The organism is Mesorhizobium sp. B2-4-19 (assembly GCF_006441315.1).
Taxonomy (GTDB): domain Bacteria; phylum Pseudomonadota; class Alphaproteobacteria; order Rhizobiales; family Rhizobiaceae; genus Mesorhizobium.
The window spans coordinates 1-25,105 of sequence record NZ_VFUV01000004.1 but is presented as its reverse complement, the minus strand read 5'-3'; the positions used below and the strand labels follow the sequence as shown (position 1 = coordinate 25,105).

At 62.5% G+C, this 25,105-nt stretch carries 27 protein-coding genes and 1 tRNA gene; 20 read left to right on the top strand and 8 right to left on the bottom strand.

Annotated features, from left to right (window positions below; all coding sequences use genetic code 11):
- Window positions 1-283: 283 nt before the first annotated feature.
- The 4 genes from leuA to FJ546_RS08575 all read left to right on the top strand — a co-directional run bounded on the left by leuA (window position 284) and on the right by FJ546_RS08575 (window position 5,835).
- Window positions 284-2,029, top strand: coding sequence for a 2-isopropylmalate synthase (gene leuA / locus FJ546_RS08590; RefSeq protein ID WP_140888945.1), 1,746 nt, complete (start codon window positions 284-286; stop codon window positions 2,027-2,029).
- Between the two features lie 243 nt (window positions 2,030-2,272).
- Window positions 2,273-4,045: a hypothetical protein gene (locus FJ546_RS08585; protein ID WP_140888944.1), complete on the top strand. Its 1,773-nt coding sequence runs from the start codon at window positions 2,273-2,275 to the stop codon at window positions 4,043-4,045.
- 179 nt (window positions 4,046-4,224) lie between these two features.
- Window positions 4,225-5,028 carry an alpha/beta fold hydrolase gene (locus tag FJ546_RS08580; protein WP_140888943.1) on the top strand — a complete coding sequence of 268 codons (804 nt, stop codon included), beginning with the start codon at window positions 4,225-4,227 and terminating at the stop codon, window positions 5,026-5,028.
- A gap of 192 nt (window positions 5,029-5,220) precedes the next feature.
- Entirely contained in the window at window positions 5,221-5,835 is a 615-nt protein-coding gene (locus tag FJ546_RS08575; RefSeq protein WP_069093013.1) for a hypothetical protein, read from the top strand.
- Here FJ546_RS08575 and FJ546_RS08570 read toward each other — a convergent pair.
- On the bottom strand, window positions 5,819-6,748 hold the full coding sequence (locus FJ546_RS08570; protein WP_140889267.1) for a metallophosphoesterase: 930 nt from the start codon (window positions 6,746-6,748) through the stop codon (window positions 5,819-5,821). The two genes, FJ546_RS08575 and FJ546_RS08570, sit on opposite strands and share 17 nt — an antisense overlap.
- Before the next feature lie 65 nt (window positions 6,749-6,813).
- On the opposite strand from FJ546_RS08570, the gene FJ546_RS08565 reads away from it, so the two are divergent.
- Window positions 6,814-7,308: an NUDIX domain-containing protein gene (locus tag FJ546_RS08565; protein WP_140888942.1), complete on the top strand. Its 495-nt coding sequence runs from the start codon at window positions 6,814-6,816 to the stop codon at window positions 7,306-7,308.
- A gap of 195 nt (window positions 7,309-7,503) precedes the next feature.
- On the opposite strand, the gene FJ546_RS08560 is transcribed toward FJ546_RS08565, so the two are convergent.
- Window positions 7,504-8,487, bottom strand: coding sequence for a glutathione S-transferase family protein (locus FJ546_RS08560; protein WP_140888941.1), 984 nt, complete (start codon window positions 8,485-8,487; stop codon window positions 7,504-7,506).
- 273 nt (window positions 8,488-8,760) lie between these two features.
- On the opposite strand from FJ546_RS08560, the gene FJ546_RS08555 reads away from it, so the two are divergent.
- The 5 genes from FJ546_RS08555 (at window position 8,761) to FJ546_RS08535 (ending at window position 12,468) form a co-directional block, all read left to right on the top strand.
- Window positions 8,761-9,285 carry an N-acetyltransferase gene (locus FJ546_RS08555; protein ID WP_140888940.1) on the top strand — a complete coding sequence of 175 codons (525 nt, stop codon included), beginning with the start codon at window positions 8,761-8,763 and terminating at the stop codon, window positions 9,283-9,285.
- A 129-nt stretch (window positions 9,286-9,414) separates the two neighbouring features.
- On the top strand, window positions 9,415-10,176 hold the full coding sequence (locus FJ546_RS08550) for a 3-hydroxyacyl-CoA dehydrogenase (protein WP_140888939.1): 762 nt from the start codon (window positions 9,415-9,417) through the stop codon (window positions 10,174-10,176).
- A gap of 113 nt (window positions 10,177-10,289) precedes the next feature.
- Window positions 10,290-11,069: a HugZ family protein gene (locus tag FJ546_RS08545; RefSeq protein WP_140888938.1), complete on the top strand. Its 780-nt coding sequence runs from the start codon at window positions 10,290-10,292 to the stop codon at window positions 11,067-11,069.
- Window positions 11,070-11,223: 154 nt separating this feature from the next.
- A complete protein-coding gene (locus FJ546_RS08540; protein ID WP_140889266.1) occupies window positions 11,224-11,568 on the top strand; it encodes a metalloregulator ArsR/SmtB family transcription factor in 345 nt (114 codons plus the stop codon).
- Between the two features lie 102 nt (window positions 11,569-11,670).
- On the top strand, window positions 11,671-12,468 hold the full coding sequence (locus FJ546_RS08535; protein WP_140888937.1) for an RNA methyltransferase: 798 nt from the start codon (window positions 11,671-11,673) through the stop codon (window positions 12,466-12,468).
- A gap of 30 nt (window positions 12,469-12,498) precedes the next feature.
- Here the strand turns inward: FJ546_RS08535 and FJ546_RS08530 are convergent, their stop codons facing one another.
- Window positions 12,499-13,650, bottom strand: coding sequence for a hypothetical protein (locus tag FJ546_RS08530; protein ID WP_140888936.1), 1,152 nt, complete (start codon window positions 13,648-13,650; stop codon window positions 12,499-12,501).
- Between the two features lie 160 nt (window positions 13,651-13,810).
- The gene (locus FJ546_RS08525; protein ID WP_246135674.1) at window positions 13,811-14,347 is read right to left on the bottom strand and encodes an EipA family protein; all 537 of its coding nucleotides are present in this window, start codon (window positions 14,345-14,347) and stop codon (window positions 13,811-13,813) included.
- A 415-nt stretch (window positions 14,348-14,762) separates the two neighbouring features.
- Between FJ546_RS08525 and FJ546_RS08520 the strand changes: the two genes are divergently transcribed.
- Window positions 14,763-15,392 (top strand): histidine phosphotransferase family protein, encoded by a 630-nt coding sequence (locus FJ546_RS08520; RefSeq protein ID WP_019860754.1) that lies wholly within the window; start codon window positions 14,763-14,765, stop codon window positions 15,390-15,392.
- Between the two features lie 224 nt (window positions 15,393-15,616).
- Window positions 15,617-15,985, top strand: coding sequence for a response regulator (locus tag FJ546_RS08515; RefSeq protein ID WP_140888934.1), 369 nt, complete (start codon window positions 15,617-15,619; stop codon window positions 15,983-15,985).
- 96 nt (window positions 15,986-16,081) lie between these two features.
- Here FJ546_RS08515 and ctrA read toward each other — a convergent pair whose 3' ends face one another.
- Window positions 16,082-16,777: a cell cycle two-component system response regulator CtrA gene (gene ctrA / locus FJ546_RS08510; protein ID WP_006203583.1), complete on the bottom strand. Its 696-nt coding sequence runs from the start codon at window positions 16,775-16,777 to the stop codon at window positions 16,082-16,084.
- A 451-nt stretch (window positions 16,778-17,228) separates the two neighbouring features.
- Between ctrA and FJ546_RS08505 the strand changes: the two genes are divergently transcribed.
- Window positions 17,229-17,606, top strand: a complete 378-nt coding sequence (locus FJ546_RS08505) for a flagellar export protein FliJ (RefSeq protein WP_140888933.1) — start codon at window positions 17,229-17,231, stop codon at window positions 17,604-17,606.
- An 82-nt stretch (window positions 17,607-17,688) separates the two neighbouring features.
- Here the strand turns inward: FJ546_RS08505 and FJ546_RS08500 are convergent, their stop codons facing one another.
- On the bottom strand, window positions 17,689-18,087 hold the full coding sequence (locus tag FJ546_RS08500) for a helix-turn-helix domain-containing protein (protein WP_140888932.1): 399 nt from the start codon (window positions 18,085-18,087) through the stop codon (window positions 17,689-17,691).
- 89 nt (window positions 18,088-18,176) lie between these two features.
- Between FJ546_RS08500 and FJ546_RS08495 the strand changes: the two genes are divergently transcribed.
- Entirely contained in the window at window positions 18,177-19,103 is a 927-nt protein-coding gene (locus FJ546_RS08495; RefSeq protein WP_140888931.1) for an NADP-dependent oxidoreductase, read from the top strand.
- Between the two features lie 69 nt (window positions 19,104-19,172).
- Here the strand turns inward: FJ546_RS08495 and FJ546_RS08490 are convergent, their stop codons facing one another.
- Complete coding sequence (locus tag FJ546_RS08490; RefSeq protein WP_006203587.1) at window positions 19,173-19,448, bottom strand: DUF1153 domain-containing protein; 276 nt, start codon at window positions 19,446-19,448, stop codon at window positions 19,173-19,175.
- 287 nt (window positions 19,449-19,735) lie between these two features.
- Here FJ546_RS08490 and mnmA point away from each other — a divergent pair, with 287 nt between their 5' ends.
- Window positions 19,736-20,926: a tRNA 2-thiouridine(34) synthase MnmA gene (gene mnmA / locus FJ546_RS08485; RefSeq protein ID WP_140888930.1), complete on the top strand. Its 1,191-nt coding sequence runs from the start codon at window positions 19,736-19,738 to the stop codon at window positions 20,924-20,926.
- 16 nt (window positions 20,927-20,942) lie between these two features.
- On the opposite strand, the gene FJ546_RS08480 is transcribed toward mnmA, so the two are convergent.
- Window positions 20,943-21,908, bottom strand: coding sequence for a Gfo/Idh/MocA family oxidoreductase (locus FJ546_RS08480; RefSeq protein WP_140888929.1), 966 nt, complete (start codon window positions 21,906-21,908; stop codon window positions 20,943-20,945).
- Between the two features lie 241 nt (window positions 21,909-22,149).
- Between FJ546_RS08480 and FJ546_RS08475 the strand changes: the two genes are divergently transcribed.
- The 5 genes from FJ546_RS08475 to FJ546_RS08455 form a co-directional block, all read left to right on the top strand.
- A tRNA-Met gene (locus FJ546_RS08475) sits at window positions 22,150-22,226 on the top strand.
- 200 nt (window positions 22,227-22,426) lie between these two features.
- Window positions 22,427-22,768: an Arm DNA-binding domain-containing protein gene (locus FJ546_RS08470; protein WP_140888928.1), complete on the top strand. Its 342-nt coding sequence runs from the start codon at window positions 22,427-22,429 to the stop codon at window positions 22,766-22,768.
- Window positions 22,769-23,555: 787 nt separating this feature from the next.
- Window positions 23,556-24,203, top strand: a complete 648-nt coding sequence (locus FJ546_RS08465; RefSeq protein ID WP_140888927.1) for a response regulator transcription factor — start codon at window positions 23,556-23,558, stop codon at window positions 24,201-24,203.
- Window positions 24,204-24,516: 313 nt separating this feature from the next.
- Window positions 24,517-24,696 carry a hypothetical protein gene (locus FJ546_RS08460; RefSeq protein ID WP_140888926.1) on the top strand — a complete coding sequence of 60 codons (180 nt, stop codon included), beginning with the start codon at window positions 24,517-24,519 and terminating at the stop codon, window positions 24,694-24,696.
- Window positions 24,697-24,760: 64 nt separating this feature from the next.
- A partial coding sequence (locus FJ546_RS08455; RefSeq protein ID WP_140888925.1) for a hypothetical protein occupies window positions 24,761-25,105 on the top strand: 345 nt, incomplete at its 3' end.

The following is a 25,105-nucleotide window of genomic DNA, read 5'->3' as shown; positions in this document are numbered from 1 at the left end:
ATGAGAATCGGCATGAACACACGCGCCACCATCGCTTCCCGTCAGACCGGCTTTGCCGGCGAGACCGTGCGCGCGCTTGCCTCGACCCTGCTTCTTCTCGGCCTTATCGGCGATCGCCGGGTTCGCTGAAGGAGCGCCCGGCGGTCGAACCGCCGCGCAAGCGCATGCTCCTTAGCCAGTCTCAAAATTGGCAGTCACATCAAGCGAACGAAAATCTGGTAGAGGCGCCACTCGCCAGCCATCCGTCCGAGACGGATCCGAGGGCCGCCGGGAGAACAAGACGATGAACGCACGAGAACAAATCCGCCCTGATGCCGCGGTCGCCGGCGAGCATGTGGGACCAGCCCGCGGCATGTCCGACGCGGCCCGCAAATATCAACCCTATCCGACCGTTGGCCTCACCGACCGGACCTGGCCTTCGAAGGTCATCGACAAGGCGCCGATCTGGTGCTCGGTCGACCTGCGCGACGGCAACCAGGCGCTGATCGATCCGATGGGCCATGAGCGCAAGGCGCGCATGTTCGGCCTGCTGCTCGACATGGGCTTCAAGGAGATCGAGATCGGCTTCCCCTCGGCCTCGCAGACCGATTTCGACTTTGCCCGCTGGTGCATCGAGGAAGGCAACGTCCCCGCCGATGTGTCGCTGCAGGTGCTGGTGCAGTGCCGGCCCGAGCTGATCACGCGCACCTTCGAGGCGCTGAAGGGCGCCACCAACCCGATCGTGCATTTCTACAATTCGACCAGCGAATTGCAGCGCCGCGTCGTCTTCGAAAAGGATGTCGGCGGCATCAAGCGCATCGCCACCGATGCGGCCAAGATGATCACCGACATGGCGGCCAAGGCCGGCGGCGGCTATCGCTTCGAGTACTCGCCGGAAAGCTTTACCGGCACCGAGCTCGAAGTCGCGCTGGAGATCTGCAACGCCGTCACCGAGATCGTCAGGCCGACGCCCGCCAACAAGCTGATCATCAACCTGCCGTCGACGGTCGAGATGTCGACGCCCAACATCTATGCCGACCGCATCGAGTGGATGTGCCGCAATCTGGACAACCGCGAGAACCTGATCATCTCGCTGCATCCGCACAATGACCGCGGCACCGGCATCGCCACCACCGAGCTCGGCTTGATGGCGGGCGCCGACCGTGTCGAAGGCACGCTGTTCGGCAATGGCGAGCGCACCGGCAATGTCGACATCGTCACGCTGGCGCTCAACATGTACACGCAAGGCGTCGATCCGGGCATCGACTGCTCCGACATCAACCGTATGAAGGACGTCTACGAATACTCGAACCAGTTGAAGATCCCCGAGCGTCACCCCTATGTCGGCGAGCTGGTCTACACCGCCTTTTCCGGCTCGCACCAGGACGCCATCAACAAGGGCATGAAGGCGCTGAAAAAGGCCAACACCGGCCTGTGGGAAGTGCCCTATCTGCCGATCGACCCGGCCGATGTCGGCCGCAGCTACGAGGCGATCATCCGCATCAACTCGCAGTCCGGCAAGGGCGGCATCGCCTATGTGCTGCAGGCCGATTACGGCCTCAATCTGCCGCGCAACCTGCAGATCGAATTCAGCCAGGCGATCCAGGCGATCACCGATGCCGAGGGCAAGGAAGTGCCGGCCAAGCGCATCCATGAGCGCTTCCTCGAAACCTATGTCGACCAGCCGGGCGCGCGCCTGAAATTCCTCGACCACCACACCTATCCCGATACGGTGGTCAAGGGCCGGCGCGTGGTCGAGGCAGTGATCCTCGACAAGGGCAAGGAAGTGACCATTACCGGCACCGGCACAGGCCCGATCGACGGCTTCGTCGATGCACTGTCACGCCATGTCGGCGTCGAAATGTCGGTGCTCGATTATTCCGAACACTCGATGCAGCGTGGCTCCAATGCATCCGCTATTTCCTATGTCGAAATGGAATATCCCGGCGGCAAGCTGTTCGGCGCCGGCATCAACACCAACATCGTCGCCGCCTCGCTGGAAGCGGTGACGTCGGCCGCCAACCGCATCGTCGGCCGCAAGCCGCGGTAGCGTCTACCGACGATTGGCGCGAGAGATCACAACCACTCTCGCGTCAGCCGTTTTTTCGGCCTTGGCCCTCAAACGGCTGACACCGGCGGCACACCAATCCTGTAGCCGGCATAGGCCGCGTTATTAACCACCGGAAAATTATCCGGTGAGGTACGCGATCGCATAAGGGGTGTATACTTGTGTGGCGGTGCGAGCCCTATATGATCGCGCCTCAACCTGTGCCGACTTCGAGAGGATCGACACTTGCAGCATGCCACGCCTGCCGCCCCCGCAGTGCGCGAGACACTGGAGCGACTGCTTGCCAGCGAAACGTTCGGACGGTCCGAGCGCGCGCGCAAACTGATCCGCTATCTCGTCGAACGCGAGCAGGCCGGCGAAGCCGATAGGCTCAAGGGCTTTTCCATCGCCATGGATGTCTTCGGCAAGGACGGCGATTTCGATCCGTCGACCGATGCCGTGGTGCGGGTGCAGGCAGGCCGGCTGCGCGAATTGCTGCAACAGTATTTCGCCAATGAAGGCATTGCCGAGCCCGTCCGCATCGCCATCCCACGCGGCGGCTACGTCCCGGCCTATGAGCTCAACGCCATCCGTCTGCCGGAGGCGGCCAAACCCGCCGAGCAGACGCCGGCGGCGGCTCCAGCCGAGCACCCCAGTGCAGCCGAGGAGGCCGTTGCACCCGCCGCATTGCTGGCGCCGGCGGCAGCACCCGTGCCTTCGGTGGCGCGCCACCTCCGCTTCTTCTGGATCGCGATCGCCGTGGTCATCGCCATGCTCGGCGTCCTGATCCTGCGCCAGGGCGGCGGCGCAATGCTCGCCGGCGGCGATCTGCCGGCGACGTCCGATAGCGCCGGCCTGACCAGCAGCATCGCGCCGTCCCCGGTCGGCGAGGCCCTGCCGCTCGTCTACATCGCCGTCAAGGCCAGCGGCGCGGACGCCACCCGCGTCGCCGCGTCGCTGCGCGCCGGCCTGAGCGGCTTCGACACGATCGACTTCATCGGTCGCGACACTGTCGACAAGACCGATCCGATCGCCGGCGCAACGAGCTTTATGTTCGATGTCCTGCCTGGACCGGGCGCTGGCGAGATCACCATCGAATTGCAAAGCGTGGCGACCGGACGTGTGCTTTTGTCGCGCAACCTGACCGCCGCCGACAGCGCGCCATCGGCCGTCGAGGACCGTATCGCCGGCATCCTGAGTTCGGCGCTGCCCGCGTCCGGCACGATCTACAACTACATCGAGCAGAGCGGCATTCAGAACGGCCTGACGCAGTGCCTGCTGCTCAATGACAAATACTATCTCGACCAGAACGCCAGAACCCACGAGGCTGCCTATCGCTGCCTCGAAACCCTTGCCGAGAACGGCGCAAGATCGTCGCTTGTCTATTCCGAGCTCGCCTCGTTGCACCTCGAGGCCGTGAACGACCACTACACCTATCCACCGGACGCGACGATCGAGAAGGCGATGACATTCGCCCATCGCGCCGTGCAGATAGACCCGACCAGTCCCTATGCGCATCGTTCCTACGGCTACATCAATTCGCGTCTCGGCAATGCCGACGAAGCACTGCGCTGGATGCGCAAGGCCTATGACCTCAACCCCTATGACGTCGCCATGGCGGCCGCCTATGGTTATGGGTTGGTTTTCGCCGGCCGTTACGCCGAAGGAACACCCCTTCTGGCTCATGCGGTGGATGCCTCCAGCGGCCATCCGACATGGTGGGATTTCGGGCTTTTCGCCGGCGAATTGATGCTCGGCGACACGAACAAGGCCGCGATCGCCAGCTCCGCCCTGAGAACCACCGCGACAAAATCGCACTATCTTGCCGCGCGGCTGATCGGCGCCAGGATTTCCGGTCAGGACGGCCTGGCACGCAAGCTGCTCGATGAACTCACCGCCAAATTCCCGAAATTCGCCGCCAATCCGCGCGCGACCTTCATCGACCGAAAATATCCGGCCGACCTGACCGAGCGGCTGATCGGCGCCTTGCGCGCCGCCGGGCTCGGCAACGCCAGCTGACCCCGTTTGGACACGGAGAACAAAGCGCCGATCGGGCTGATTGCCGGCGTTTGCCCGACCAACCTTGGATGACATGCCAGCGCTCGTGAAATCGCGAAAGTTTTACTGGCCATCGCTCTGGACAAAGAGCAATCCAGTCGCATTTCAAGCGTTCCCGCAATTTGATACCCACGGCCATCATGATCTCATCGCTCCACGCTGCCGAAAAGGGTGCCGGGTCCAAGACCATCGTGTTGCTGCACGGGTTCGGCGGTTGCGCGGACGTCTGGCGCGACGTGATCGTCTCGCTCGCGCCTTCCGCGCGCACGCTTGCTTATGACCTGCCGGGACATGGCCTGTCGCTCGACTTTCCCGATGCCGGGCCTGCAAAGGTGGCGGCAAGGGCCGTTCTTGCCGACCTTGCGGCCCGCAGGGCCAAACGCATCCATCTCGTTGGCCATTCGATGGGCGGGGCGGTGGCGACCTTGATGGCTCTGGCCGAGCCGCAGAGGGTGGCCTCGCTGACGCTTCTGGCGCCTGGCGGCTTCGGCCCGGAGATCAACGGGCCGCTGTTGCGCCGCTATGCCGCTGCACAGAGCCCATCCGAGATCCGCGCCTGCCTTGCCGCCATGTCGGGTCCACGGGCGCCGCCTTTTGATCACACCGCCGATACGCTCCGCGAAATGCGCCAGCGGCCCGGACAATCGGAAAAACTCGTCGAGATCGCCGCCGCCATGACCAGGGCCGACCGGCAAGGCGTCATCCCGCGTGAGCAACTGGACAGGCTGACCATGCCGGTGATGGTGGTATGGGGCAGTGATGACGCGGTGCTGCCCTTCACCCAGGCCGACGACCTGCCGGCGCGCTTTCATGTGCATCACGTGCTGGAGGCCGGCCATATGCTGATCGAGGAGGCGCCCGATCTGATCGCCAGCGTCATCCGGCGCAATATGAACCGTCGGGCCAGACCCATCCGCCCCAAACTCGCCGCCGCGGCCAGTTGAATTGCTTAACGCATGTCGCCCAAAAATGACCTCGGTTTGGGAACACGACAGGCATGAAACAAAGATCTGAAGCGCGCAACGACGCTCTTCAGCGCAACATCCCACAGTGCGTCGGTCCGTCTCATCTCGCCAGTGCATTTTGCCGGCGTCTGTGTTAACCCCGTGTTAACCAAACCCGCGAGGCAGACGCCGATGAAGGACGCAGGCGAAAAGATCGATCCGTCAAGAAAACTGTCCGATGCCATCCGTGATGTGAAGAACGCCTTCGCCGACCGCGACGATGTCGTCGTCGACATGCGCGAGGCGCATCGCATGCGCCTCGATCTCCTGGCCGCCGAACTCGCACCCGTCTTTGCCGATGTGCCCGCCGACATGGACAATTTCGACTTCGTCGTTTCGTCAGGGCTGCAGCCGCGTCTGTGGATCGATGCCGTCAGCCATGTCGCGATGGGGCGCGACCGCCGCACCTACCGCTTCCTCAAGGACACCCGCATCGGCCGTGTGGTGCTTGCTGAATCGACCGAGATGAAGCCGGTTGCCGATTCGGTGACCCGCTATGTCGCCGAGCGCATCGTCGAGCGCCAGAGGATGATGGAGGGCGGGGTCGAGCCGGCCGTCGCCGGCATGAGGCGCGCCGAGGTGGCGGAGGCCGAGCCGCCGCTGCGGTCGCCGCAACGCGGCAAGGGCTGGTCGGCCTTCCTGTCAGGCCTTGGCCTGGTCGCCGCCGGCGCGCTGGTCGGCCTGGCGGTGTCGGTCGCCCTGTTCTGGGACCGCCTCGTGGCGATGGTGTTCAGCCTGCGGCCATAGAAGCGCTGGCCTCCACACCCAGTTCCAAGGTCTGCAGGTCGGCAGGCGGTATCGCCGGCCCGGTCAGGCCGCGCCGCGTCAGCCGGATGCGCCAATTGCCCTTTTCGCCATCGATATCGAACAGATTGTACTGTGCGGCCGGATGCTTGCTACCCGGCGCCTGGCCGGCGGCGGCGACCCCGACCACTGGAACCTTGGTGCCGCGCAGCCCGATCTGGAACAACGACGGCAGATGCGAATGACCGTGCAGGACAAGTTCCGCACCGTTCTTGCGAATGACCTTGTGGAAGCGGGCGATGCCGAACAGCCGCTTGTGCTGCGAGACGGCGCCGCGCACCGGCGGATGGTGGATCATGATCGCGCGAAACAGGCCTTGCCCGGCCGCATCGCGCAGGATCTTGCCGAGCCGCTCCGCCTGCGCTTCCATGAAGAAGCCGTTGGCCATGAAGGGCGCCGTGGCGCGCGCCGTCGAGACGCCGATCAGCGCGACACTGCCGCGCACGCGCAGATACGGGAACGCATTGCGGTCGACCGGCGTGTTGACGCCGTCGCCGCTCATCCAGGCTGCCCATGCGCGGCAGATCTTGTCGAAGGCGCCGGGCACATAGGCGTCGTGGTTTCCGGGAACCACGGAAACGTCGTTCGGCGATCCCAGCGTCTCCAGCCAGTGCTTGGCCATCTCGATCTCGCCGTCGAGCGCCAGATTGACGAGGTCGCCGGTGACGGCGAGGTGGTCGGGGTTCTGCGCCTTGATGTCGGCGGTGATGGCGTCGATGACGGCGTCATGCATGTGGCGCCGGCGATTGCGTTGCCAGTTGACGTAGCCGAGCACGCGCTTGGAGGCGAGATCGCGATAGGATACATCGGGGAGCGGCCCCAGATGGACATCGGAAATATGCGCGAGCCTGAACATCCATCCCTCATAGGCGACCAGCGCCGCGCTTTCCACTCAAGGTTTTCTGACCGGTTTCGCACCTGATGGCAAATCCGGACGACATCTTCCGCCAGACCGGCTGGCCGGGTTTGCGGGCCAGGCTGTTCCATCTCTATTTCGTGCTGCGGCGGCCCATGACGCTCGGCGTGCGCGGCCTCGTCCATGATACCGCGACGAATTCCGTTTTCCTGATTCGCCATACCTATGTGCCCGGCTGGCAGCTTCCCGGCGGCGGCGTGGAGGTCGGAGAAACGCTGGCCGAGGCGCTGGTGCGCGAACTCGCCGAGGAAGGCAACATCGCGCTGAACGCGCCGGCGGTGCTGAAGTCGATGCATTTCAACTGCCGCTCCAGCCGCCGCGACCATGTCGGCTTTTACGTCATCGAGCATTTCAGTCAGACGCTGCCGAAGCTGCCGGACCACGAGATCGCCGAGGCCGGCTTCTTCCCGCTCGATGGTTTGCCGGAGGGAACGACGCCGGCGACGCTGCGACGGATCGCCGAAGTTTTTGGGGAGGAACCCGCATCGCCCTATTGGTAAGCTTGCCTTGCCATGCCTGCCCTCGTCTGGGTTCTCATCCTGCTGTTTGCCGGACTTGTGGTTTTCGGTATCAACGCCTTGGGCCACTCCACCCGCATAGGCAAAAGTTTCCTGAAAGCGGAGCTTGCCAGACAGGCTCGCATCAACACGGAAACGTTCCGATAGCGACCATGCCCGCCGCGGGGATTGCAGATCTCAGAGCGCGAACCTTGCCCGGTCATGCGGCGCGCCATAGTCAAGCTCCGGCCCCACCGGCACGATTCGTGTCGGATTGATCGTTTCGTGGCTGCCGTAGTAGTGCGCCTTGATGTGACGCAGGTTCACGGTCGCGGCGACACCAGGCACCTGATAGAGATCGCGCAAATAGTTCGACAGGTTCGGATAGTCGGCGATGCGCCGCAGATTGCATTTGAAATGGCCGACATAGACCGGATCGAAGCGCACCAGCGTGGTGAACAGCCGCCAGTCGGCCTCGGTGATGCGGTCGCCGACGAGATAGCGCTGCTTTGACAGCCGCTCCTCCAACCTATCCAGCGCCTCGAACAATTCGCCGAACGCCTCCTCATAAGCACGCTGCGTGGTGGCGAAGCCGGCGCGGTAGACGCCGTTGTTGACCGCAGGATAGACCAGCGCGTTGACGCGGTCGATCTCATTGCGCAGGTCCTCGGGATAGAAGTCGAGGCTTGCATCGCCCCATGCGTCGAACGCCGAATTGAGCATGCGGATGATCTCTGAAGACTCGTTGGAGACGATGGTCTGCTCCTTCTTGTCCCAAAGCACCGGCACGGTCACCCGGCCGGAATAGGCGGGATCGGCCTTGGCATAGATCTGGTGCAGGAAATCGAGACCGTAGAGCGTGTCACCCGTGGCGCCGTCCTCGGCCAGGAATGTCCAGCCGTTGGCGCCCATGAAATGATGCACGACCGAGACGGAGATGATGCCTTCGAGCCTCTTCAGCGCGCGAAAAATCAGCGTCCGATGCGCCCACGGGCAAGCGAGCGAGACATAGAGATGATAGCGCCCCGGCTCGGCCTTGAAGCCGCGCCTCCGGCCTTCGGCCGGCGCCCCGTCGACGGTGATCCAGTCACGCCATTGCGACTGCGTTCGCACGAACCTGCCGCCATTGTCAGCCGTGTCGTACCAGCGATCCTGCCACCTGCCCTCGACCAGCAATCCCATGCGAATCTCCGTGCGTCCTTTCGCGTTATCTAGGCACAAGTTTGCCCCGCCGAAGACGTCAGGCGCTGAACAGACCGTCACTTGACGGAGATGGCGAACACATCAGCCCAATTGCGGCGGCCGAAAATTGATGCTAGCGGACACTCCGCATGTTCGACTTTGCTTTGATCCGGTTTGACCGACGACGAAAGGGCGCCCGCGCTTGATGAAGCGCTGACTGGCGAACGCTGCCGTTTGCAGCAACCTTTCCTCCTCTACCGGAACGCAAAGACCATGAGCCTTGCCGACGTGAAATACCTGCCGGAAACTCCGGCGCACGACCCCGAAATCGAAGCCATCAATGACGAGGCCTTCGGGCCCGGCCGCTTCGTGCTGGCCGCCTACAAGATCCGCGAAGCCGGCGGCCACGAGCGCGCTTTGTCCTTTGTGGCGATCGATGGCGATCTCGTCGTCGCCTCGGTGCGCATGACCCGCATCGCCGTCGGTGCCGGCCGCGCGCTGATGCTCGGGCCGCTCGCGGTGCGACCGGCCTTCAAGAATCTCGGCATCGGCCGCCGGCTGGTGGCGATCGCGCTCGAAGCGGCTGCAAAGGCCGGCGCACCCGCCGTCATACTGGTCGGCGACGAGCCCTATTACGGGCCGCTCGGCTTCAAGCGTATCCCGCGCGGCCAGATTTCGATGCCGCGCCCTGTCGATCTCGACCGCCTTTTGTCGCACGAGATCACGCCGGGCGCGGTCGCCAGGCTCACCGGCGAGGTCGGTCATGCCAGCCAGGCCAGGGTCGCCGAGCACGTCTAGGCGATGGCTTGACCTTGGCCGTCGATCCAGGCCTGATCCATCCCTGTTTTCTTGGAGCAATTCCAGAAAGATGTGAAACGGTTCGGCGCTTTCGTGAAATAATGAATTGCTCCGGGAGAGGATGACGCCATGAACCCGAACGGCCAGATCGCGATCGTCACCGGCGGCGGCTCCGGGCTTGGCGAGGCGACGGCGCGCGCGCTTGCCGCCAAGGGTGCCCGTGTCGCCATCTTCGATGTCGGCATCGACCGCGCCGCCAAGGTCACGGCCGAAATCGGCGGCATTGCCGTCCAATGCGACGTCAGCAGCGCCGACAGCGCCGCCGCCGCCGTCGCCGAGACGGCGAGCAAGCTTGGCGAGCCGCGCCTCCTGGTCAATTGCGCCGGCATCGCCATTGGCGTGAAGACGATCGGCAAGGACGGGCCGCATCCGCTCGATCAATACCGCAGGGTGATCGAGGTCAATCTGATCGGCACCTTCAACATGATCCGCCTGGTCGCCGACCGCGCCGCCAGGCTCGAGCCGCTGCAGGGCGGCGAACGTGGCGTCATCGTCAACACCGCTTCGGTCGCCGCCTATGACGGCCAGATCGGCCAGGCCGCCTATTCCGCTTCGAAGGGCGGGGTGGTCGGCATGACCCTGCCGGTGGCGCGCGACCTTGCCCGTTCCGGCATCCGCGTCTGCACCATCGCACCCGGCATCTTCAAGACACCGATGATGGCCGGCATGCCGCAGGAGGTGCAGGATTCGCTCGGCGCCGCCGTGCCCTTCCCGTCCCGCCTCGGCGAACCGTCCGAATATGCCGCACTTGCCCTGCACATCATCGAAAACCAGATGCTGAACGGCGAAACCATCCGCCTCGATGGCGCCATCCGCATGGCGCCGAAGTAGTATAAGTCCAGAAGTGCGATGCGGTTTTGGCCGACTTGCATAGAACGCTTGCAAGGACCGGCATCATCGTCTGATAAGTGGAATAGGAAAATCAACTTAGCAGGACGAGACCCTTGGCCGATCGAAAGAAGGACGTGATCCGCCAGACCGACGCCGAGGCGATCCGCTTGGCGAAGACGCTTCTGCGCAGCGCCCGCTTCGGCGCCTTGGCGGTGCTGGAACCGCAGACCGGGTCGCCGCTGGCGAGCCGGGTCGGCGTCGCCACCGATATCGACGGCGCGCCGCTGATCCTGGTCTCGATGCTCTCGGCGCACACGCCCGCCATGCTTGCCGATCCACGCTGTTCCCTGCTGCTCGGCGAGCCCGGCAAGGGCGACCCGCTGGCGCATCCGCGCCTGACGCTGATCTGCCAGGCGTCGCGGCTCGAGCGTGGCTCTGACGCGCACGCCCGCGCCGAGCGCCGCTATCTCAACCGCAATCCCAAGGCCCGCCTCTATGCCGGGCTCGGTGACTTCTCGATCTTTCGCCTCGAGCCGCAGCGCGCCAGCCTCAATGGCGGTTTCGGCAAGGCCTATCTGCTCGATCGCTCCGATCTCGTCACCGTCGGGCCCATCGTCGAAGAACTTGCGGCAAGCGAACAACCCGCCATCGAGCACATGAACGCGGACCATCTGGATGCGATCGCCATTTACGCGCATCATTACGCAGGGGCATCTGCCGAGGGCTGGGGCATCGCCGGTTTGGACGCCGATGGCATGGATCTGGTGTCGGGAGACAATGTTTGCCGGGTATTCTTCCCACAACCCCTGGTAGCATCGCAGGAATTGCGGCCCGTTCTGGTCGAAATGGCCAGGGGCGGCCGGGCGGCCGGACAGGCAAATAATGAAACTTAATTGCATTTGATCAAAAGCAACACTTGAGATTTGAAAGAAATGTTCTACCCTCATAGGTGGCACTGACTCGTCGGTGGCCTTTCGCAAGTGAATTTATGGATTCAGGCACCATTGCCCCCATGGCGCCTCGATGAGCAAACAGCATGGGGCATTCATGGTCTCGACAAAGCTAATCGCCAACGCCGAATCTGCTGCCGAATTTTTGATGCTCATGGGCAACGAAAAGCGGCTCTTGATTATGAGCTATCTGATCGACGGTGAAATGTCGGTCGGTGCCATCGCCGACAAGGTGATGCTCAGCCAATCCGCGCTCTCGCAGCATCTGGCCAAGCTGCGGGCGCTTGACCTCGTGGAAACCCGCCGCGACCGTCAGATGATTTACTACTCCTGCAAATCCGACGCGGTGCGCGAGTTGCTTGTCGTGCTGGATGGTATTTTCGGTACCGGCAAGGAGGACCTGTCCCAGATGGCACACAGATTGCGACGCGCCGGGACTTGACCGGACGCTCCTGCGGCCGCTTACCTCGCTGACGATTTCCGGAGCGTGGCTTGTGCGTCTCTCCAACGCACGAACCACGCTCTCGATGTTTGAGCGCAGGACATGGACCCAATTCGCATCGACGACCCACGGGATTCACGCGTCGCCGCCTATCTCAATATCCGCGAACGCGATCTTGCAGGCCGACAAGGCCGTTTCGTCGCCGAAGGCAAAGTGGTCCTCGATCTGCTTCTGTCGTCCGGCCGCTTCGGCGCCGAATCCATTCTTGTCCTGGAAAACCGGCTCGGCGGCCTGGAGGACATCCTGCACAAGGCGCCGGCGGACCTGCCGGTCTACGTCGTCACCAGCGCGGTGATGGATGCGATCGCCGGGTTCCACATGCATCGCGGCATCCTGGCCATCGGCCGCAAGGAGGCGCCGCAAGCAGCTGGGCCGTTGCTGGACGCCTTGCCCGACCAGGCCCTGGTGGTGGTGCTCGTCGGCATCGCCAACCACGACAATATGGGCTCGATCTTCCGCAACGCCGCCGCCTTCGGCGCCGATGCGGTGCTGATGCATGCGACATGCTGCGACCCGCTGTACCGTAAGGCGATCCGCGTTTCCGTCGGTGCCGCGCTCAAGATCCCGTTTGCATCCTTCACCGACACATCAGACTTTACGGCGATGCTCGCCGAACGGCATTTTGCACAATTCGCCCTATCGCCGCGTGGACGAACCGACATACGCGATGCGAGGCCGGCCGAACGCCTGGCGCTCTATCTCGGAACCGAGGGCGAAGGCCTGCCAGAAAGCCTGCTGGCGCGCCTGCAAACCGTGCGGATCACCATGTCGAAAGGCTTCGACAGCCTGAATGTCGCCGCCGCGTCAGCCATTGCCCTGCATCACTTCTCGCATCGTTGAGAGCAAGGGCGACGGCGGCGCACCGCCGTTTCAGTTCGCGTCCGCCTTCTGCAAGGCCCGCACGCGGTCGGCGAGGCTGCGATCGCCGCCGTTGGATCGGCTGTCCTGTGGTGCCGCCAGCGCCTTGGCGATCGGGGAATCAGGCCCCTCGAGCTTGGCCGTCAAGTGGACGACTTCAGCCGCCAGCTCGTTCATCTGCTCGCGCAGAGCCGCACTGGCATTCGCCGTGCCCGACGATGCCGCGGCGCCGAGTTCCGCCTTGAGCCGCTTGTTCTCGCGCGCCAGTGCCGTCAGCCTGACCTCCAGCCGCTCGCGGTCGCTGTCGAGCTTGGCGATCGCCTGGTCCAGATCATCGCGCCGTTTGGCCTCGTCAGGCCTGCCCGCTTCATCCGGCTTGCCGACCAGCCGCAAGGCCGGTCCGCCGTCCTCGGCCTTCGCCTTTTCGCGCAGCCGTGCCAGCTCCTTTTCGCGGTGCTCGAGCTTGTCCTCGCGATCGGCGAGCGTCGCCAGCAGCCGTTCGACCTTCCGGTCGAGTTCGGTCGCCCTTTTCTTCTCCGCCTTCAGCGCATCGCGCGCGGCCTTGCTTTCGGCCGCGATCTCCTGCTGGCGCCGGTCCGCTTCCTTGCGCTGGCCGCGCAGCAGCGCGATATCGCTGGCTAGCTTCTGCAATTCGGACTCCCGCGCCACGAGCTCGATCTGCCGGCTGGAGGAGGAAAAACTGGCATCGTCATACATCTGCTCCAGCTTCTCTAGCTCGAGCGCCCGCTTCTCCAGCTTGCGTTCGGTTTCCTTGAGCCGCTCCGAAAGCCGATGCAGTTCCTCTTCGCGCTGCCGCAGCGCCTCGTTCTTGGCTCCGAGTTCGGCGAGCGCGTTGTTCTTATCCGTGCGTTCGATCGCCAACCCCTTCAACGCCTCGTGGCCACGATTGATCTCGACCAACTGTTCGGCCGCTTTCTCGCGCAGCGCCTTGACGTTCATTTCGAGGCGGCGCGTTGCCATGGCGTATTCCGCCCGGATGCGGTCCTTGTCTGCCTGGATTTCGGTCTGCGTCAGCGGGATGGAGGCCTCGATGCGCCTGCGGGTCAACGCGACGGCACGGCGCCAGACGGCCGGAGCCACCATCAGCGCCAGAAAGCCGGCGCAGAGAAAGCCGAGGGCAAAGAACAGAACCGACTGAACCAAAGGACTACCCGCTATCGGCGGCAACCGCCGGAACTGGACCGCATCACACTGGCATGGCGGAAATCCGGCGCTGCGGCAAGAGCCCGCCACAGCGCGTGCAGGGTCAAAGGCCTACAATTCCCATCGAAAACTTGGCATTGCGGTCATGACCGGTCGGACTTTAGAACGGATTCCAGGTGGCCCGCTCGGTCAGTTTCAGATAGCCGAGATTGACGCCGAGCCGGGCGCCGACGCCGGTGCGGATCGGCACCAGGAGCACATTGTTGTTCTTCAGCACATTGAAGCCGACGCCCGCCACCACATAGGCCGACCCGGCGACGCCGCCATAGCGGTTGTAGAGGTTGCTGACATCGTCGAGATTGTAGACCAGCATCATCACCCGGGATCCCTCGCCGCCGAAATCCCAGCCCAGCGACGGGCCTTGCCAGAACACTTTGTGGTCGCCGGCATTCTTGGTGTAGAGCGTGCCTTCGCCGTAGGTCAGGCCGCCGATCAGCGCGCCCGACCCCTCCTCACCGAGCAGATAGCCATTGGGCAGGCCATAGGAGGCGAAGATCTTCTCGACGACGGTGGCGAGCCCACCCGATGTCGCGCCGAAGAACTTGTGACCGGAATCGATAATCTCCTGAGCGGTGTACTCCTGGGCCCGCAGGGCTGAAGTCGAGAAGACGAGGACGCCCATGAGCGCGATCGCCATTGAGCAGACACGGAGAAACTTCCGGCCTGAGATGACACGGAGGAAACTCCGGTCGTAGAATCGGGAAAACATGCTTCCAATCTCCGTCATGGAGCACTTTCGCCGACGCCTCGCATCCGGTCCGGCTCTTTAGGCGGCCGTTAAGGATGACTGTTAGGGGCAAACTATGCCGTAATCCTTTTTCAACCATTAACTCCCACAGGAAGATGGCGGTTCGAAGGCTGGCTGTTGGGGTCGCGCGGTGCTGAAAGCCTGCGCAAACGCGCCATTTGCCGGACGACAATTTTGGATTTGTTGCTGTACGTACAGGTGCTGTGTATTCAGAAAGCCTCGGGTTGAGGCGTGATTCGTATGGGCAGGCGCGACGATCGATCGCTCGGCCAGGAATTGTGGAATTTTGCAGGGATTTTCACTGATGGCCGATCTGTTCACCCTTTCCGCGCCCGACCTCGCGGCGCTTCTGTGCAGCCGCGTCTGCCACGACATCATCTCGCCGGTCGGCGCGATCAACAACGGGCTTGAACTGCTTGACGAGGGCGGCGCCGACGAGGACGCCATGCGGCTCATCCGCCAGAGCGCCAAGAACGCCTCGGCCCGGTTGCAGTTCGCCCGCATCGCCTTCGGCGCGGCAGGCTCCGCCGGCATGCTGATCGACACCGGCGACGCCGAAGCGGTGGCGATCGCCTTCCTCAAGAACGAAAAGCCGGAACTGACCTGGAACGGGGCGCGTGCGCTGCTGCCCAAGAACAAGGTCAAGCTGCTGCTCAACCTGATCCTGGTCGCCAACGCCGCCATTCCGCGTGGCGGCAAGCTGGTCGTCACCCTCGAGAATCTCGAGACCGAGCCGCGCATTTCCCTTTCGGCAAGCGGCCCGATGCTGCGCGTGCCGCCGAAATTCCTGGAACTGCATTCCGGTCACAAGCCGGAAGAGCCGATCGATGCGCATTCGGTGCAACCCTACTACACGCTGCTGCTGGCCCGCGAGGCCGGCATGACGATATCGATCCATGCGACGGCGGAAGAAATCGTGCTTTCGGCAGCCTGAGCGTCCGGCTGGTTTTGCCGGAGGAAAAGTATTTCAACGGCGTAATATTGCCGTGACTGCTCAATCCGCAGCGGCAGCGAAGCATTCGCGAAGAAAAGCGCTGCGGCGTCATCTTTCCAAAAATTTTACCTAAAGACTTTTCGGGTTCTTTACCAGATCGGCCTAGGGTGCTTGTCAGATGCCCCGCACGACCGGATTGCCCCAAGGCAAAGAGGACCCGGAAAATGAAACGCTGCATGTTCGTCGACGATTCAAGCGTCATCAGGAAGGTTGCAAAACGCATCCTGGGCGGTTCCGACATGGTGGTCATCGAAGCAGCCAGCGGGCTTGATGCACTGGAGATGTGCGCCGCCGACATGCCCGACATCATCGTCGTCGACGGTGCCCTGCCGGACGTGCAGGCGATTGACCTCATCCGCCGCGTGCGCGCCATGGAAAGCCCGATAAGGCCGCAGATCCTGATCTCTCTGGTCGAGCTCGACATCGCCTCGATCATGCGGGCCAAGCGCGCCGGCGCCCAGGGCTATCTCCTGAAGCCGTTCAATCGCCCGCAGTTGATCGAGCGCTTTCGCAACCTGAAAATCGCAGCTTGAGGCGGCGGCCTCTCATCGCTGATCCATGACACAAAAAACCCGGCCGAAGCCGGGTTTTTTGCCGATGATGGCAATGATTCGGGCGGCGGGCGCCGCTCAGGCGCTGACGCGGATGTCTTCGGGTTCGCGCAGCACGTAGCCGCGGCCCCAGACCGTCTCGATGTAGTTCTGGCCACCGGATGCGGCGTCGAGCTTCTTGCGCAGCTTGCAGATGAAGACGTCGATGATCTTCAATTCCGGCTCGTCCATGCCGCCATAGAGGTGGTTGAGGAACATTTCCTTGGTCAGCGTGGTGCCCTTGCGCAGCGAGAGCAACTCCAGCATCTGGTATTCCTTGCCGGTGAGGTGCACGCGCTGGCCGCCGACCTCGACGGTCTTGGCGTCGAGGTTGACCACCAGGTCACCGGTGGTGATGACCGACTGGGCGTGGCCCTTGGAGCGTCGCACGATGGCATGGATGCGCGCAACCAGCTCGTCCTTGTGGAACGGCTTGGTCATGTAGTCGTCAGCGCCGAAACCGAGGCCGCGTACCTTGTCCTCGATGCCGGCCATGCCGGAAAGGATCAGGATCGGCGTCTTTACCTTGGAGAGGCGAAGCGTTCTCAAGACCTCGTAGCCGGACATGTCGGGCAGGTTGAGATCGAGAAGGATGATATCGTAGTCGTAGAGCTTGCCCAGATCGACACCCTCTTCGCCGAGGTCCGTCGTATAGACATTGAAACTTTCCGATTTCAGCATCAGTTCGATGCTTTGTGCGGTTGCACTGTCATCTTCTATCAGCAGAACACGCATTTCATTCCCCTTTTCTGCTGCCGGACCATTTCACGACCCGTCCTGCCCCGGAGCAGTGGTTGCCTTGTGCAGAGGCTGCCATTGAATGGTTAACAAAACCTAATTTCCCGTCCATGACGGTATCAGATTTTTTAACCCCTTTCTACACCCTCTTGAATCTAATAACGAATCTCATACCCAAATTCCTAATGCAACACATTAACAACCTGGACTAAGCGACTCCAGGGACTCATCGACGCGCCTTCGCTTCGGCGGCCGGAATTTTTACCCGGCCTTAAGTCCTGACCCGTATGATTAACAATGCCCGTAAACGAATGGTTACCGCCGGCAAAAAACTTTAGGGTTTTGTTTCCCATAGTTCGGGAGATGCCGGTGGACACGGGCAAAGCCTGGGCCTTTCCAGGTGGTTTGGACGATATGTGCGGGTGTGCGTTTCCGGGAGTACCGAATCATGAAGTCACGTGAAAACCTCGTTCGACTGAAACAGTTTCAAGTGAATGAGAAGCGGCGCCAGCTGCTGCAGCTCGACATGATGATCGCCGAGTTCGAACGCATGGCCGTCGAACTGGAGCTTCAGATCACCGCCGAGGAAAAGAAAGCCGGCATCACCGACATCAATCATTTCGCCTATCCGACCTTCGCCAAGGCGGCGCGCTTGCGCCGCGACAACCTTAGAAATTCGCAAAGCGACCTCGCCCAACAGCGAAGCACTGCCGAATCATTACTCGGCGAAGCTGAAGCGGAGCTTTCCAAGGCTGAAATGCTGGAATCGCGCGACACCAAGGTCCGCGAAGCCGATACCGGCGGCCGCAGCGCCATGATCGGCTGAACCGGCAAGATCGGCACCGGCGCGGGCGGGGAGCCTATCGGGCCATCGGCCCGAACCACCCCCTCGCAGCGAGATCCCCGCTCTAGGCGGCCCAATCCCCTTCACTAACGGCAATGGCCCTGGCACGGGCATCCTTGATGTCAGGCGCGTGCTGCTCCGCCCATGCCCTGATCTGGGTAAGCAGTCCCCCCAGATTCTGGCCAAGCTCGGTCAATTCATATTCGACGCGCGGCGGAATGACCGGAAAGATCTCACGCCGCACTAGGCCATCGCGCTCGAGCACGCGCAATGTCTGCGCCAGCATCTTGGGCGTGATCCCTTCGAGCTTGCGGGCGAGCTCGCCATTGCGCAGCCGGCCTTTGCGCAGTGCGCAAACCACCAGATAGACCCATTTGCTGGCCAACATCTCGAGCACGGTGTGGGAAGGACACGTCTGCCGGAACGCATCATAGCCGAAGGGGGAGTCGTTATCACTATCCATAAGGTGCGTATATATCAAAAAGGTACATACTGGACAAGGGAATATTACTATCCAAATGATAGCGGCACCAACCAAGCAGGAGAGATACCATGCGTGCCGTTATCCAGAATTCCTTCGGCGGCCCCGAAGTTCTTGTCATCGCCAACCAAATCGATCCCTCGCCCAAGCCCGGCGACGTGCTGGTCCGCGTCAAGGCAGCCGGCATCAATCCGGTCGACGGCGCCGTCCGCTCTGGTCACTATAAGCTTCTCGGAGAGCCGCCCTTCATCCTCGGCTGGGATATTTCGGGAACCGTCGAGGCGCTCGGCGCCGGCGTCACCGGCCTCAAGGTCGGCGACGAGGTGTTCGGCATGCCACGCTTCCCCAAGCAGGCGGCGGCTTACGCCGAGCTAGCGGCAGTGCCGGCCGACGAGGTCGCGCTGAAGCCGAAGGCGGCGGACCATACCCAGGCAGGCGCGTTGCCGCTGGCCGGCCTGACTGCCTGGCAGGGCCTTGTCCGCCATGGCGCCTTGAAATCGGGCCAGCGCGTGCTGGTGCATGCGGCGGCCGGCGGTGTCGGCCATCTGGCGGTGCAGATCGCCAAGGCGCGCGGCGCTTACGTCATCGCCACCGCCAGCCCCAACAAGCTCGACTTCGTCCGCAAGCTCGGCGCCGACGAGGTCATCGACTACACCCAAGGCGATTTTACCGGCCGGATCGGCAACATCGATCTGGTGCTGGACCCAATCGGCGGCGACCATGCGGAACGCTCGCTGAAGGTCATCAGGAACGGCGGCGTGCTGGTGTCCTTGCTGAACCTGAACGACACCACCAGGGCGCTGGCCAGCGCGCGTGACATCCGCGTCGAGCGCATGTCCGTCGTGCCTGACCGCGAAGGCCTGGTGGAGCTTGGCCGGTTGATCGACGCGAACAAGCTCACCGTTCATGTGGCGAAGAGCTTCCCGCTCGAAGAGGCCGGGGCTGCCCACGCCTTCCTCGCCACCAAGCCGATCGGCAAGGTGGCGCTGGCGATCTGACCGGCAAAGACACGACCTAAAAGCAAAAGGGCGCGGAATGCCGCGCCCTTTTGGTTCTTCAGCCCGGCCCTAGTGCCGGTATTGCTGGATGCGCGTGGTGCGCAGCCCGGCAAGGCCATATTCGTCGATCGACGCCTGCCAGGACAGGAATTCCTCGGTGGTCAGCTTGTAGCGCTGGCATGCCTCTTCGAGGCTCAAAAGCCCACCGCGCACCGCCGCGACCACTTCCGCCTTGCGCCGGATAACCCAGCGACGCGTGTTGGTCGGCGGCAGATCGGCAATCGTGAGAGGGCTGCCGTCAGGCCCGATAACATACTTAACTCTAGGTCTAACCAGATCGGTCATCGTACTCTCTACAAAAAACTCAAAGACCCAATCCCCGCCACGTTACCGCCACAGCTTTAAAAATTGCCTAAGCAGACCCTAATGACTAGGTAAGGATCGTGAACGCCGCGTTAGTGTTTTCGCAGGCATTTGAAATATCCGGCTGGAAGCCTTGAATTGGTTGGAAAAAATCCGGCCGATCGCGGATCACGCGCAATCGGTCGATCGCCTTGCAAGCTGGCGCCGGCGGAAAGCTTGACCTATATTCTCGACATTGGCATTCAGACGCCGCGCAGAATGAAAGCATCATGAACAGTCTCGACCTTCCCGGACGTCCCGAAAACACCCGCATTGTCGTCGCCATGTCGGGCGGCGTGGATTCGTCCGTGGTCGCCGGCCTGTTGAAACGCGAAGGTTATGATGTCGTCGGCGTCACCCTGCAGCTTTACGATCACGGCGCGGCCACGCACCGGGCCGGTTCATGCTGCGCGGGACAGGACATTGACGATGCCCGCCGAGTTTCCGAGACGCTGGGCATTCCCCACTATGTGCTCGATTATGAGGAGCGCTTCCGCAAGGCGGTCATCGACCCCTTCGCCGAGAGCTATGTCGCCGGCGAGACCCCGATCCCTTGCGTCTCCTGCAACCAGACTGTGAAGTTCGCCGATCTGCTGGCCACCGCCAAGGAACTGGGCGCCGATGCGCTCGCCACCGGCCACTACATTCGCTCCGGCGCCAATGGCGCCCACCGCGCGCTCTACCGGCCGGTCGATGCCGATCGCGACCAGAGCTATTTCCTGTTCGCCACCACGCAGGCGCAGATCGACTATCTGCGCTTTCCCCTGGGCGGCCTGTCGAAGCCGCAGGTTCGCGCCATTGCCGAGGAGATGGGGCTGACGGTGGCCGCCAAGCAGGACAGCCAGGACATCTGCTTCGTGCCGCAAGGCAAATATTCAGACATCATCGCCAAGCTGAAGCCAGCCGCCGCCAATCCGGGCGACATCGTCCATATCGACGGCCGCGTGCTCGGCCGCCACGAGGGCATATTGCGCTACACGATCGGCCAGCGCCGCGGCATCGGCATCGCGTCGGGCGAGCCGCTCTACGTCGTCCATCTCGATGCCGAACGGGCCCGCGTCGTCGTCGGCCCGCGCGAGGCGTTGGAGACGCACAAGATCTATCTGCGCAACATCAACTGGCTTGGCGACGGGCCGCTCGGTGATATTCCCGAAGGCGGCCTCGAACTGTTCGCCAAGGTGCGCTCGACAAGGCCGCCGCGTCCGGCGGTGCTGCGCCACATCGCGGGCGTGACGTCGGTCGAACTGGCCGACGGCGAGTCCGGTATCGCGCCCGGGCAGGCCTGCGTGCTCTATTCCGACGACGGCAACGAAGCGCGCGTCTTCGGCGGCGGCTTCATCGAGCGCTCCGATCGCGGCGCCGAGGCCGAGGCCATGCTGACGAAGCTTGCAGCAAGGCCGGCGCAAATTCCCGCCGAATAGACGGGTCGCGCTTTTTTCAGTCTTTCGACTTGGTGTGGGTGACCGTGCCCGCCGTCAGGATGCGCAGCACCCTGATTGCTTCCTCGCCGCTGGTGCGCGGCTCGGCCCGCGTCTCGATGCAGTGGATGAAATGCTCGAGCTCGCGCGTCAGCGGCATGCCCTGCGCGACCGCGACATAGGACGGCTCGTTGGTGGTGAAGGCCCATTGGCCGCTGTCCTGCCAGACCGCGTGGCGGTAGACGGCAAGCTTGCGCTCCCACGGCTCGACATCGTCGAACACCGCCATCGCCTTGGTGCCGACCACGGTCAGCCGCCTTTCGCGATAAGGATTGAGCCGCGACGTGAAAAGATGGCTGCGCAGGCCGTTGGGAAAGCGCATGTGCAGATGCGCGAAGTCGCTGAGATTGTCGAGGAGTGCCGCACCCTCGCCGCGCACTTCGATCGGCTCGGTACCGGTGATGGCCAGGATCATCGACAGATCGTGCGGCGCCAGGTCCCACAGCGCATCGTTCTCGGTATGGAACTTGCCAAGGCCAAGCCGGTGCGAGTGGATGTAGCGGACCTCGCCAAGTTCGCCATTGTCGATCAGCCCCTTCAGCGTCTCGAAGGCGGGATGAAAACGCAGGACATGGCCGACCATGAAGACACGGGCCTTGTCCTTGGCCGCCTGCACCGAGCGCTCGGCATCCGGCACCGTCAGTGCGATCGGCTTTTCCACCAGCACGTCCTTGCCGCTCTCGACGGCGCGCACGGAGAGGTCGGCATGGTATTGCGGCGGCAAGGCCATGACGATCGCGTCGATGTCGTCCCGGCCGAACAACTGGTCCGGCTCGATCGCCAGGCAATCCTGTTCGCTGGCAAAGCCTTCGGCACGCGCCCGGTTGGCGTCGGAAACCGCGTGCAGCGCGCCAAGCGCCTTGAGGGTGCGGATATGGTTGCTGCCCCAGTATCCGCAACCGAGGACTGCAATGCGCGGCTTCATCTGTTTCAAACTCTAAAAACTCGTGGCCGAGACATAGCGACGTGCCCCTTCGAACTCAACCCCGGCGGTTGCAACCAAATCTCCACGCGGCAAAGCTTTTTTCGGCAATGAGAATATGCGGCGATATCGAATGCTTCGAAGCTTGACAGGCTCGCCCTCCCAACCTTATATCCGCGCCACCTTGGCGAACGCCTCGAAATGCCTTTCGATTTGAGGCGGGTTTCGGGCCTTTCGCCGCCCTGGCGGGGTAGCTCAGTTGGTTAGAGCACGGGAATCATAATCCTGGGGTCGGGGGTTCAAGTCCCTCTCCCGCTACCAGTCCTCTTTTTCAGGTCAAAAAATACAATGAAATCAATGGGGCGTGTTGGGCATGTGTCCCGATACGTCCCAATGCATCCCTTGATGTGGATTCATTTGTGGGTATTTTGGCCAGTCGACGAGTCCACAGTCGAGTAGGTTCCATTCATGCCCCTGACCGATGTCCAGTGCCGTAACGCCAAGCCGAAGCTGACGGTACGTTGCTCAAGCTCACAGATGGTGGCGGCCTCTTTCTTGTGGTGACGCCGGCTGGCGGGAAATATTGGCGCATGAATTATCGCTTCGAAGGGAAGCAGAAGTTGCTCTCCATGGGCGAGTATCCCGACGTGACTCTCGCGATGGTGCGAGGGCTACAGGACGCCAACAAGAAACTGCTCAAGGCGGGGAAAGACCCTGCGTTGCACCAGGCTGAAGCAACTAGCGGCGGGCCGGACGCGTTCGAGACCGTCGCTCGCGAATGGCTTGAAGCGCGTTCGAGATTGGCGGCGGCGGGTGGAACGGCAAGCCCTCTCTCAACGAGAGCACCGTCATCGAATACGTGAAGGAGTTCAACCGCTACATCAACATGGACGACCTGCGCGAGCACAAGAAGCTCGTTCTGCGCCAAGCCGCATGACCAGCAACATGGCCGCCCCTTTTTGCAGAACTTGACGCACACAACCGATTTCGATCGGCTGTAGGTCTACCGTCGGAGAATGGCCGGTGCGGCTGGGCTTTGGGGCGCGACGAACGCCGCACCGGCCATTGCGGTGAGTTTTCGGGTTCCTCCCCGCTCCAATGAGTCTGTCCGAATATTAGCAAGTTTGCAATTAAGCCTGTTGGGCTACCCGGCCGTATGAGGCTATACCGGCCGCGTGGAATTCCATCGGATAAACTCGACTTCCTCGCCGGTGACATGTCACACAGCCTTCAGCCGGCTTTGACTTCCTTCATTCGCATGTTTCGCTGATGTCATTTGGAGTGCATGTTCTCGCCAGCCGGCGCCGCCCGTCCTCAAGGCCCCTGTCGGTCAGGCCCAGCGGCCTTCCGCTGCCAGTCCCCCTAGCAACCCCAGGCGCTGGGCCGTTGCCTAAGATCGCGGCCCGCAGTCCGAGCATCGGAAGGTCCCCGAAAAGATCCTGATGCATCGAACGATGCTCATGCCGGACGCCGCGACGACGATTCCGATCTGCCGCCCTGCCACGCGTCCGTGTTGGCAACCTCAACAGCATGGGCTTGCTATCATAGCAAGATGTATATTAGCTGTTTCTTGACAAACTACCTAAGCTCTGGTTTCCTGATTTTACGGATTTTTAGACAAGTTCGTTGCGTTTTTTACGGACGGTTCGCATGTCAACTCTTGTTGTTGCGGACCCGCGGGGGGTGTATCTCGCCGGTCTGGATTGGGTGCTGCGCAAGGCTGGACACGATGTTGTCGCCCAGTGCCGCCGCCCTGTAGACGTTCTCCCTTATGTGGCGCGCCATCGGCCCGATATCGTCATCGTCGGGCTGGACATTGCCGATCCGCAGGCAATCGGCCTTTCCTCCCGGCTGAGAGCCTGCAACGACAGTCTCGGCGTCATCTTCATTGTGCAGCCGAACGGCAGGCTCGACGTCAAGGAAATACAGGCGCTCGACGGCGACGGTCTGCTGCTCGACGGCATCAGCCACCGCTATCTCGCCGAATGCGTGAATGCGGTGGCGGCGGGCAAGAAGTGGATCGACAACAAGATCGTCCAGCAACTGCTGATGCCTCGATCGCAGCCCCAGCCGAAATCCAGGCTGACCGGACGGGAGACCGAGATCGCCGATCTCGTCTCGCGCGGATTGCGCAACAAGACCATCGCGCAGCGGCTGCATCTATCCGAAGGCACGGTGAAGATGCACCTGCATCACGTCTACGAGAAGCTGCACCTCGGCGGCCGGGCGGAATTGGCCTGGGTAGCGCATGGCGAAGACGACGAGCATCCAGGAATAGGCCGAAGCGGCCTGCTCTGATCATCACTCTCTTAAGCTTGGCATCGATATGATGCCCGCAACGGGCCGGAAAGCCGCCTGATGCCAATGGCCGCGACAACAGCGCCTCCGCCCGCGCCGGCGTGATCTATCGAAGGATATATATCGTTCGATCAACTACGGGCATCCACCCTAATACTATCGAAGCGCAAATGGACGCGTCCTCCGCGTCGGCGGCACATTGAGGGATTAAAGGCTGCAGTTTAACGCGCCAGCGGATGCACTCGGGTAGGGGCGTCCGGCACTTGGGGGTTAACCCCTTTTCTCGATGCGTTTGAACCGGGGAGAAACCTCCATGGCACTCGACATCACAACTCAAGACATCATCGTCGACGAAACCATCGGCCTTACGGACACCGGTCTTGCGGACGATGACATCAGCTCTTCCAGCAACACCGCGCTGCAATATCTCCTAACTCTCGGCACCGCGCTGGAATTCGCAGCCGCGCCCCATCCGCTCGGATGGGTTCAGTGATCATCGGAAATCAAAGACTACAGGAACGCTCCGGCGCATCAGCCGCTGAGCAGGGAGGCACACCATGTCACTTACCATCAACGGCAACGTCATTGAGGACGAAAACCTAGGACTGACAACTCTTGCCGCGGACACCGACGACGCCGCCAATCCCGACGACAACGTCCTGCTATCCGCCTTTCAGAGCAGCATTCCCACCTCATCCTCGCTCGGCGCCGAGCTCAAGACACTGGGCATCTACCCGGATACGTCGACGAGCGGCGCCAATGGCACGACCACGGCGATCGGCATCTCCGAGGACACGAATATCGTCAGCACGGCCGACACGACTTTGATCTTCAGCAACAGCACCGGCGGGGCGCTGACCGGCGTCGACACCGGCTTTAAGGCCATCGACGGCAACGAGATC

Coding starts and splice junctions, on each gene's coding strand:
- leuA (WP_140888945.1), top strand. CDS start 284: ATGAACGCACGAGAACAAATCCGCCCTGATGCCGCGGTCGCCGGCGAG.
- FJ546_RS08580 (WP_140888943.1), top strand. CDS start 4,225: ATGATCTCATCGCTCCACGCTGCCGAAAAGGGTGCCGGGTCCAAGACC.
- FJ546_RS08575 (WP_069093013.1), top strand. CDS start 5,221: ATGAAGGACGCAGGCGAAAAGATCGATCCGTCAAGAAAACTGTCCGAT.
- FJ546_RS08570 (WP_140889267.1), bottom strand. CDS start 6,748: ATGTTCAGGCTCGCGCATATTTCCGATGTCCATCTGGGGCCGCTCCCC.
- FJ546_RS08565 (WP_140888942.1), top strand. CDS start 6,814: ATGGCAAATCCGGACGACATCTTCCGCCAGACCGGCTGGCCGGGTTTG.
- FJ546_RS08560 (WP_140888941.1), bottom strand. CDS start 8,487: ATGGGATTGCTGGTCGAGGGCAGGTGGCAGGATCGCTGGTACGACACG.
- FJ546_RS08555 (WP_140888940.1), top strand. CDS start 8,761: ATGAGCCTTGCCGACGTGAAATACCTGCCGGAAACTCCGGCGCACGAC.
- FJ546_RS08550 (WP_140888939.1), top strand. CDS start 9,415: ATGAACCCGAACGGCCAGATCGCGATCGTCACCGGCGGCGGCTCCGGG.
- FJ546_RS08540 (WP_140889266.1), top strand. CDS start 11,224: ATGGTCTCGACAAAGCTAATCGCCAACGCCGAATCTGCTGCCGAATTT.
- FJ546_RS08535 (WP_140888937.1), top strand. CDS start 11,671: ATGGACCCAATTCGCATCGACGACCCACGGGATTCACGCGTCGCCGCC.
- FJ546_RS08525 (WP_246135674.1), bottom strand. CDS start 14,347: ATGGCGATCGCGCTCATGGGCGTCCTCGTCTTCTCGACTTCAGCCCTG.
- FJ546_RS08520 (WP_019860754.1), top strand. CDS start 14,763: ATGGCCGATCTGTTCACCCTTTCCGCGCCCGACCTCGCGGCGCTTCTG.
- FJ546_RS08515 (WP_140888934.1), top strand. CDS start 15,617: ATGAAACGCTGCATGTTCGTCGACGATTCAAGCGTCATCAGGAAGGTT.
- ctrA (WP_006203583.1), bottom strand. CDS start 16,777: ATGCGTGTTCTGCTGATAGAAGATGACAGTGCAACCGCACAAAGCATC.
- FJ546_RS08505 (WP_140888933.1), top strand. CDS start 17,229: ATGAAGTCACGTGAAAACCTCGTTCGACTGAAACAGTTTCAAGTGAAT.
- FJ546_RS08500 (WP_140888932.1), bottom strand. CDS start 18,087: ATGGATAGTGATAACGACTCCCCCTTCGGCTATGATGCGTTCCGGCAG.
- FJ546_RS08495 (WP_140888931.1), top strand. CDS start 18,177: ATGCGTGCCGTTATCCAGAATTCCTTCGGCGGCCCCGAAGTTCTTGTC.
- FJ546_RS08490 (WP_006203587.1), bottom strand. CDS start 19,448: ATGACCGATCTGGTTAGACCTAGAGTTAAGTATGTTATCGGGCCTGAC.
- mnmA (WP_140888930.1), top strand. CDS start 19,736: ATGAACAGTCTCGACCTTCCCGGACGTCCCGAAAACACCCGCATTGTC.
- FJ546_RS08480 (WP_140888929.1), bottom strand. CDS start 21,908: ATGAAGCCGCGCATTGCAGTCCTCGGTTGCGGATACTGGGGCAGCAAC.
- FJ546_RS08465 (WP_140888927.1), top strand. CDS start 23,556: ATGTCAACTCTTGTTGTTGCGGACCCGCGGGGGGTGTATCTCGCCGGT.
- FJ546_RS08460 (WP_140888926.1), top strand. CDS start 24,517: ATGGCACTCGACATCACAACTCAAGACATCATCGTCGACGAAACCATC.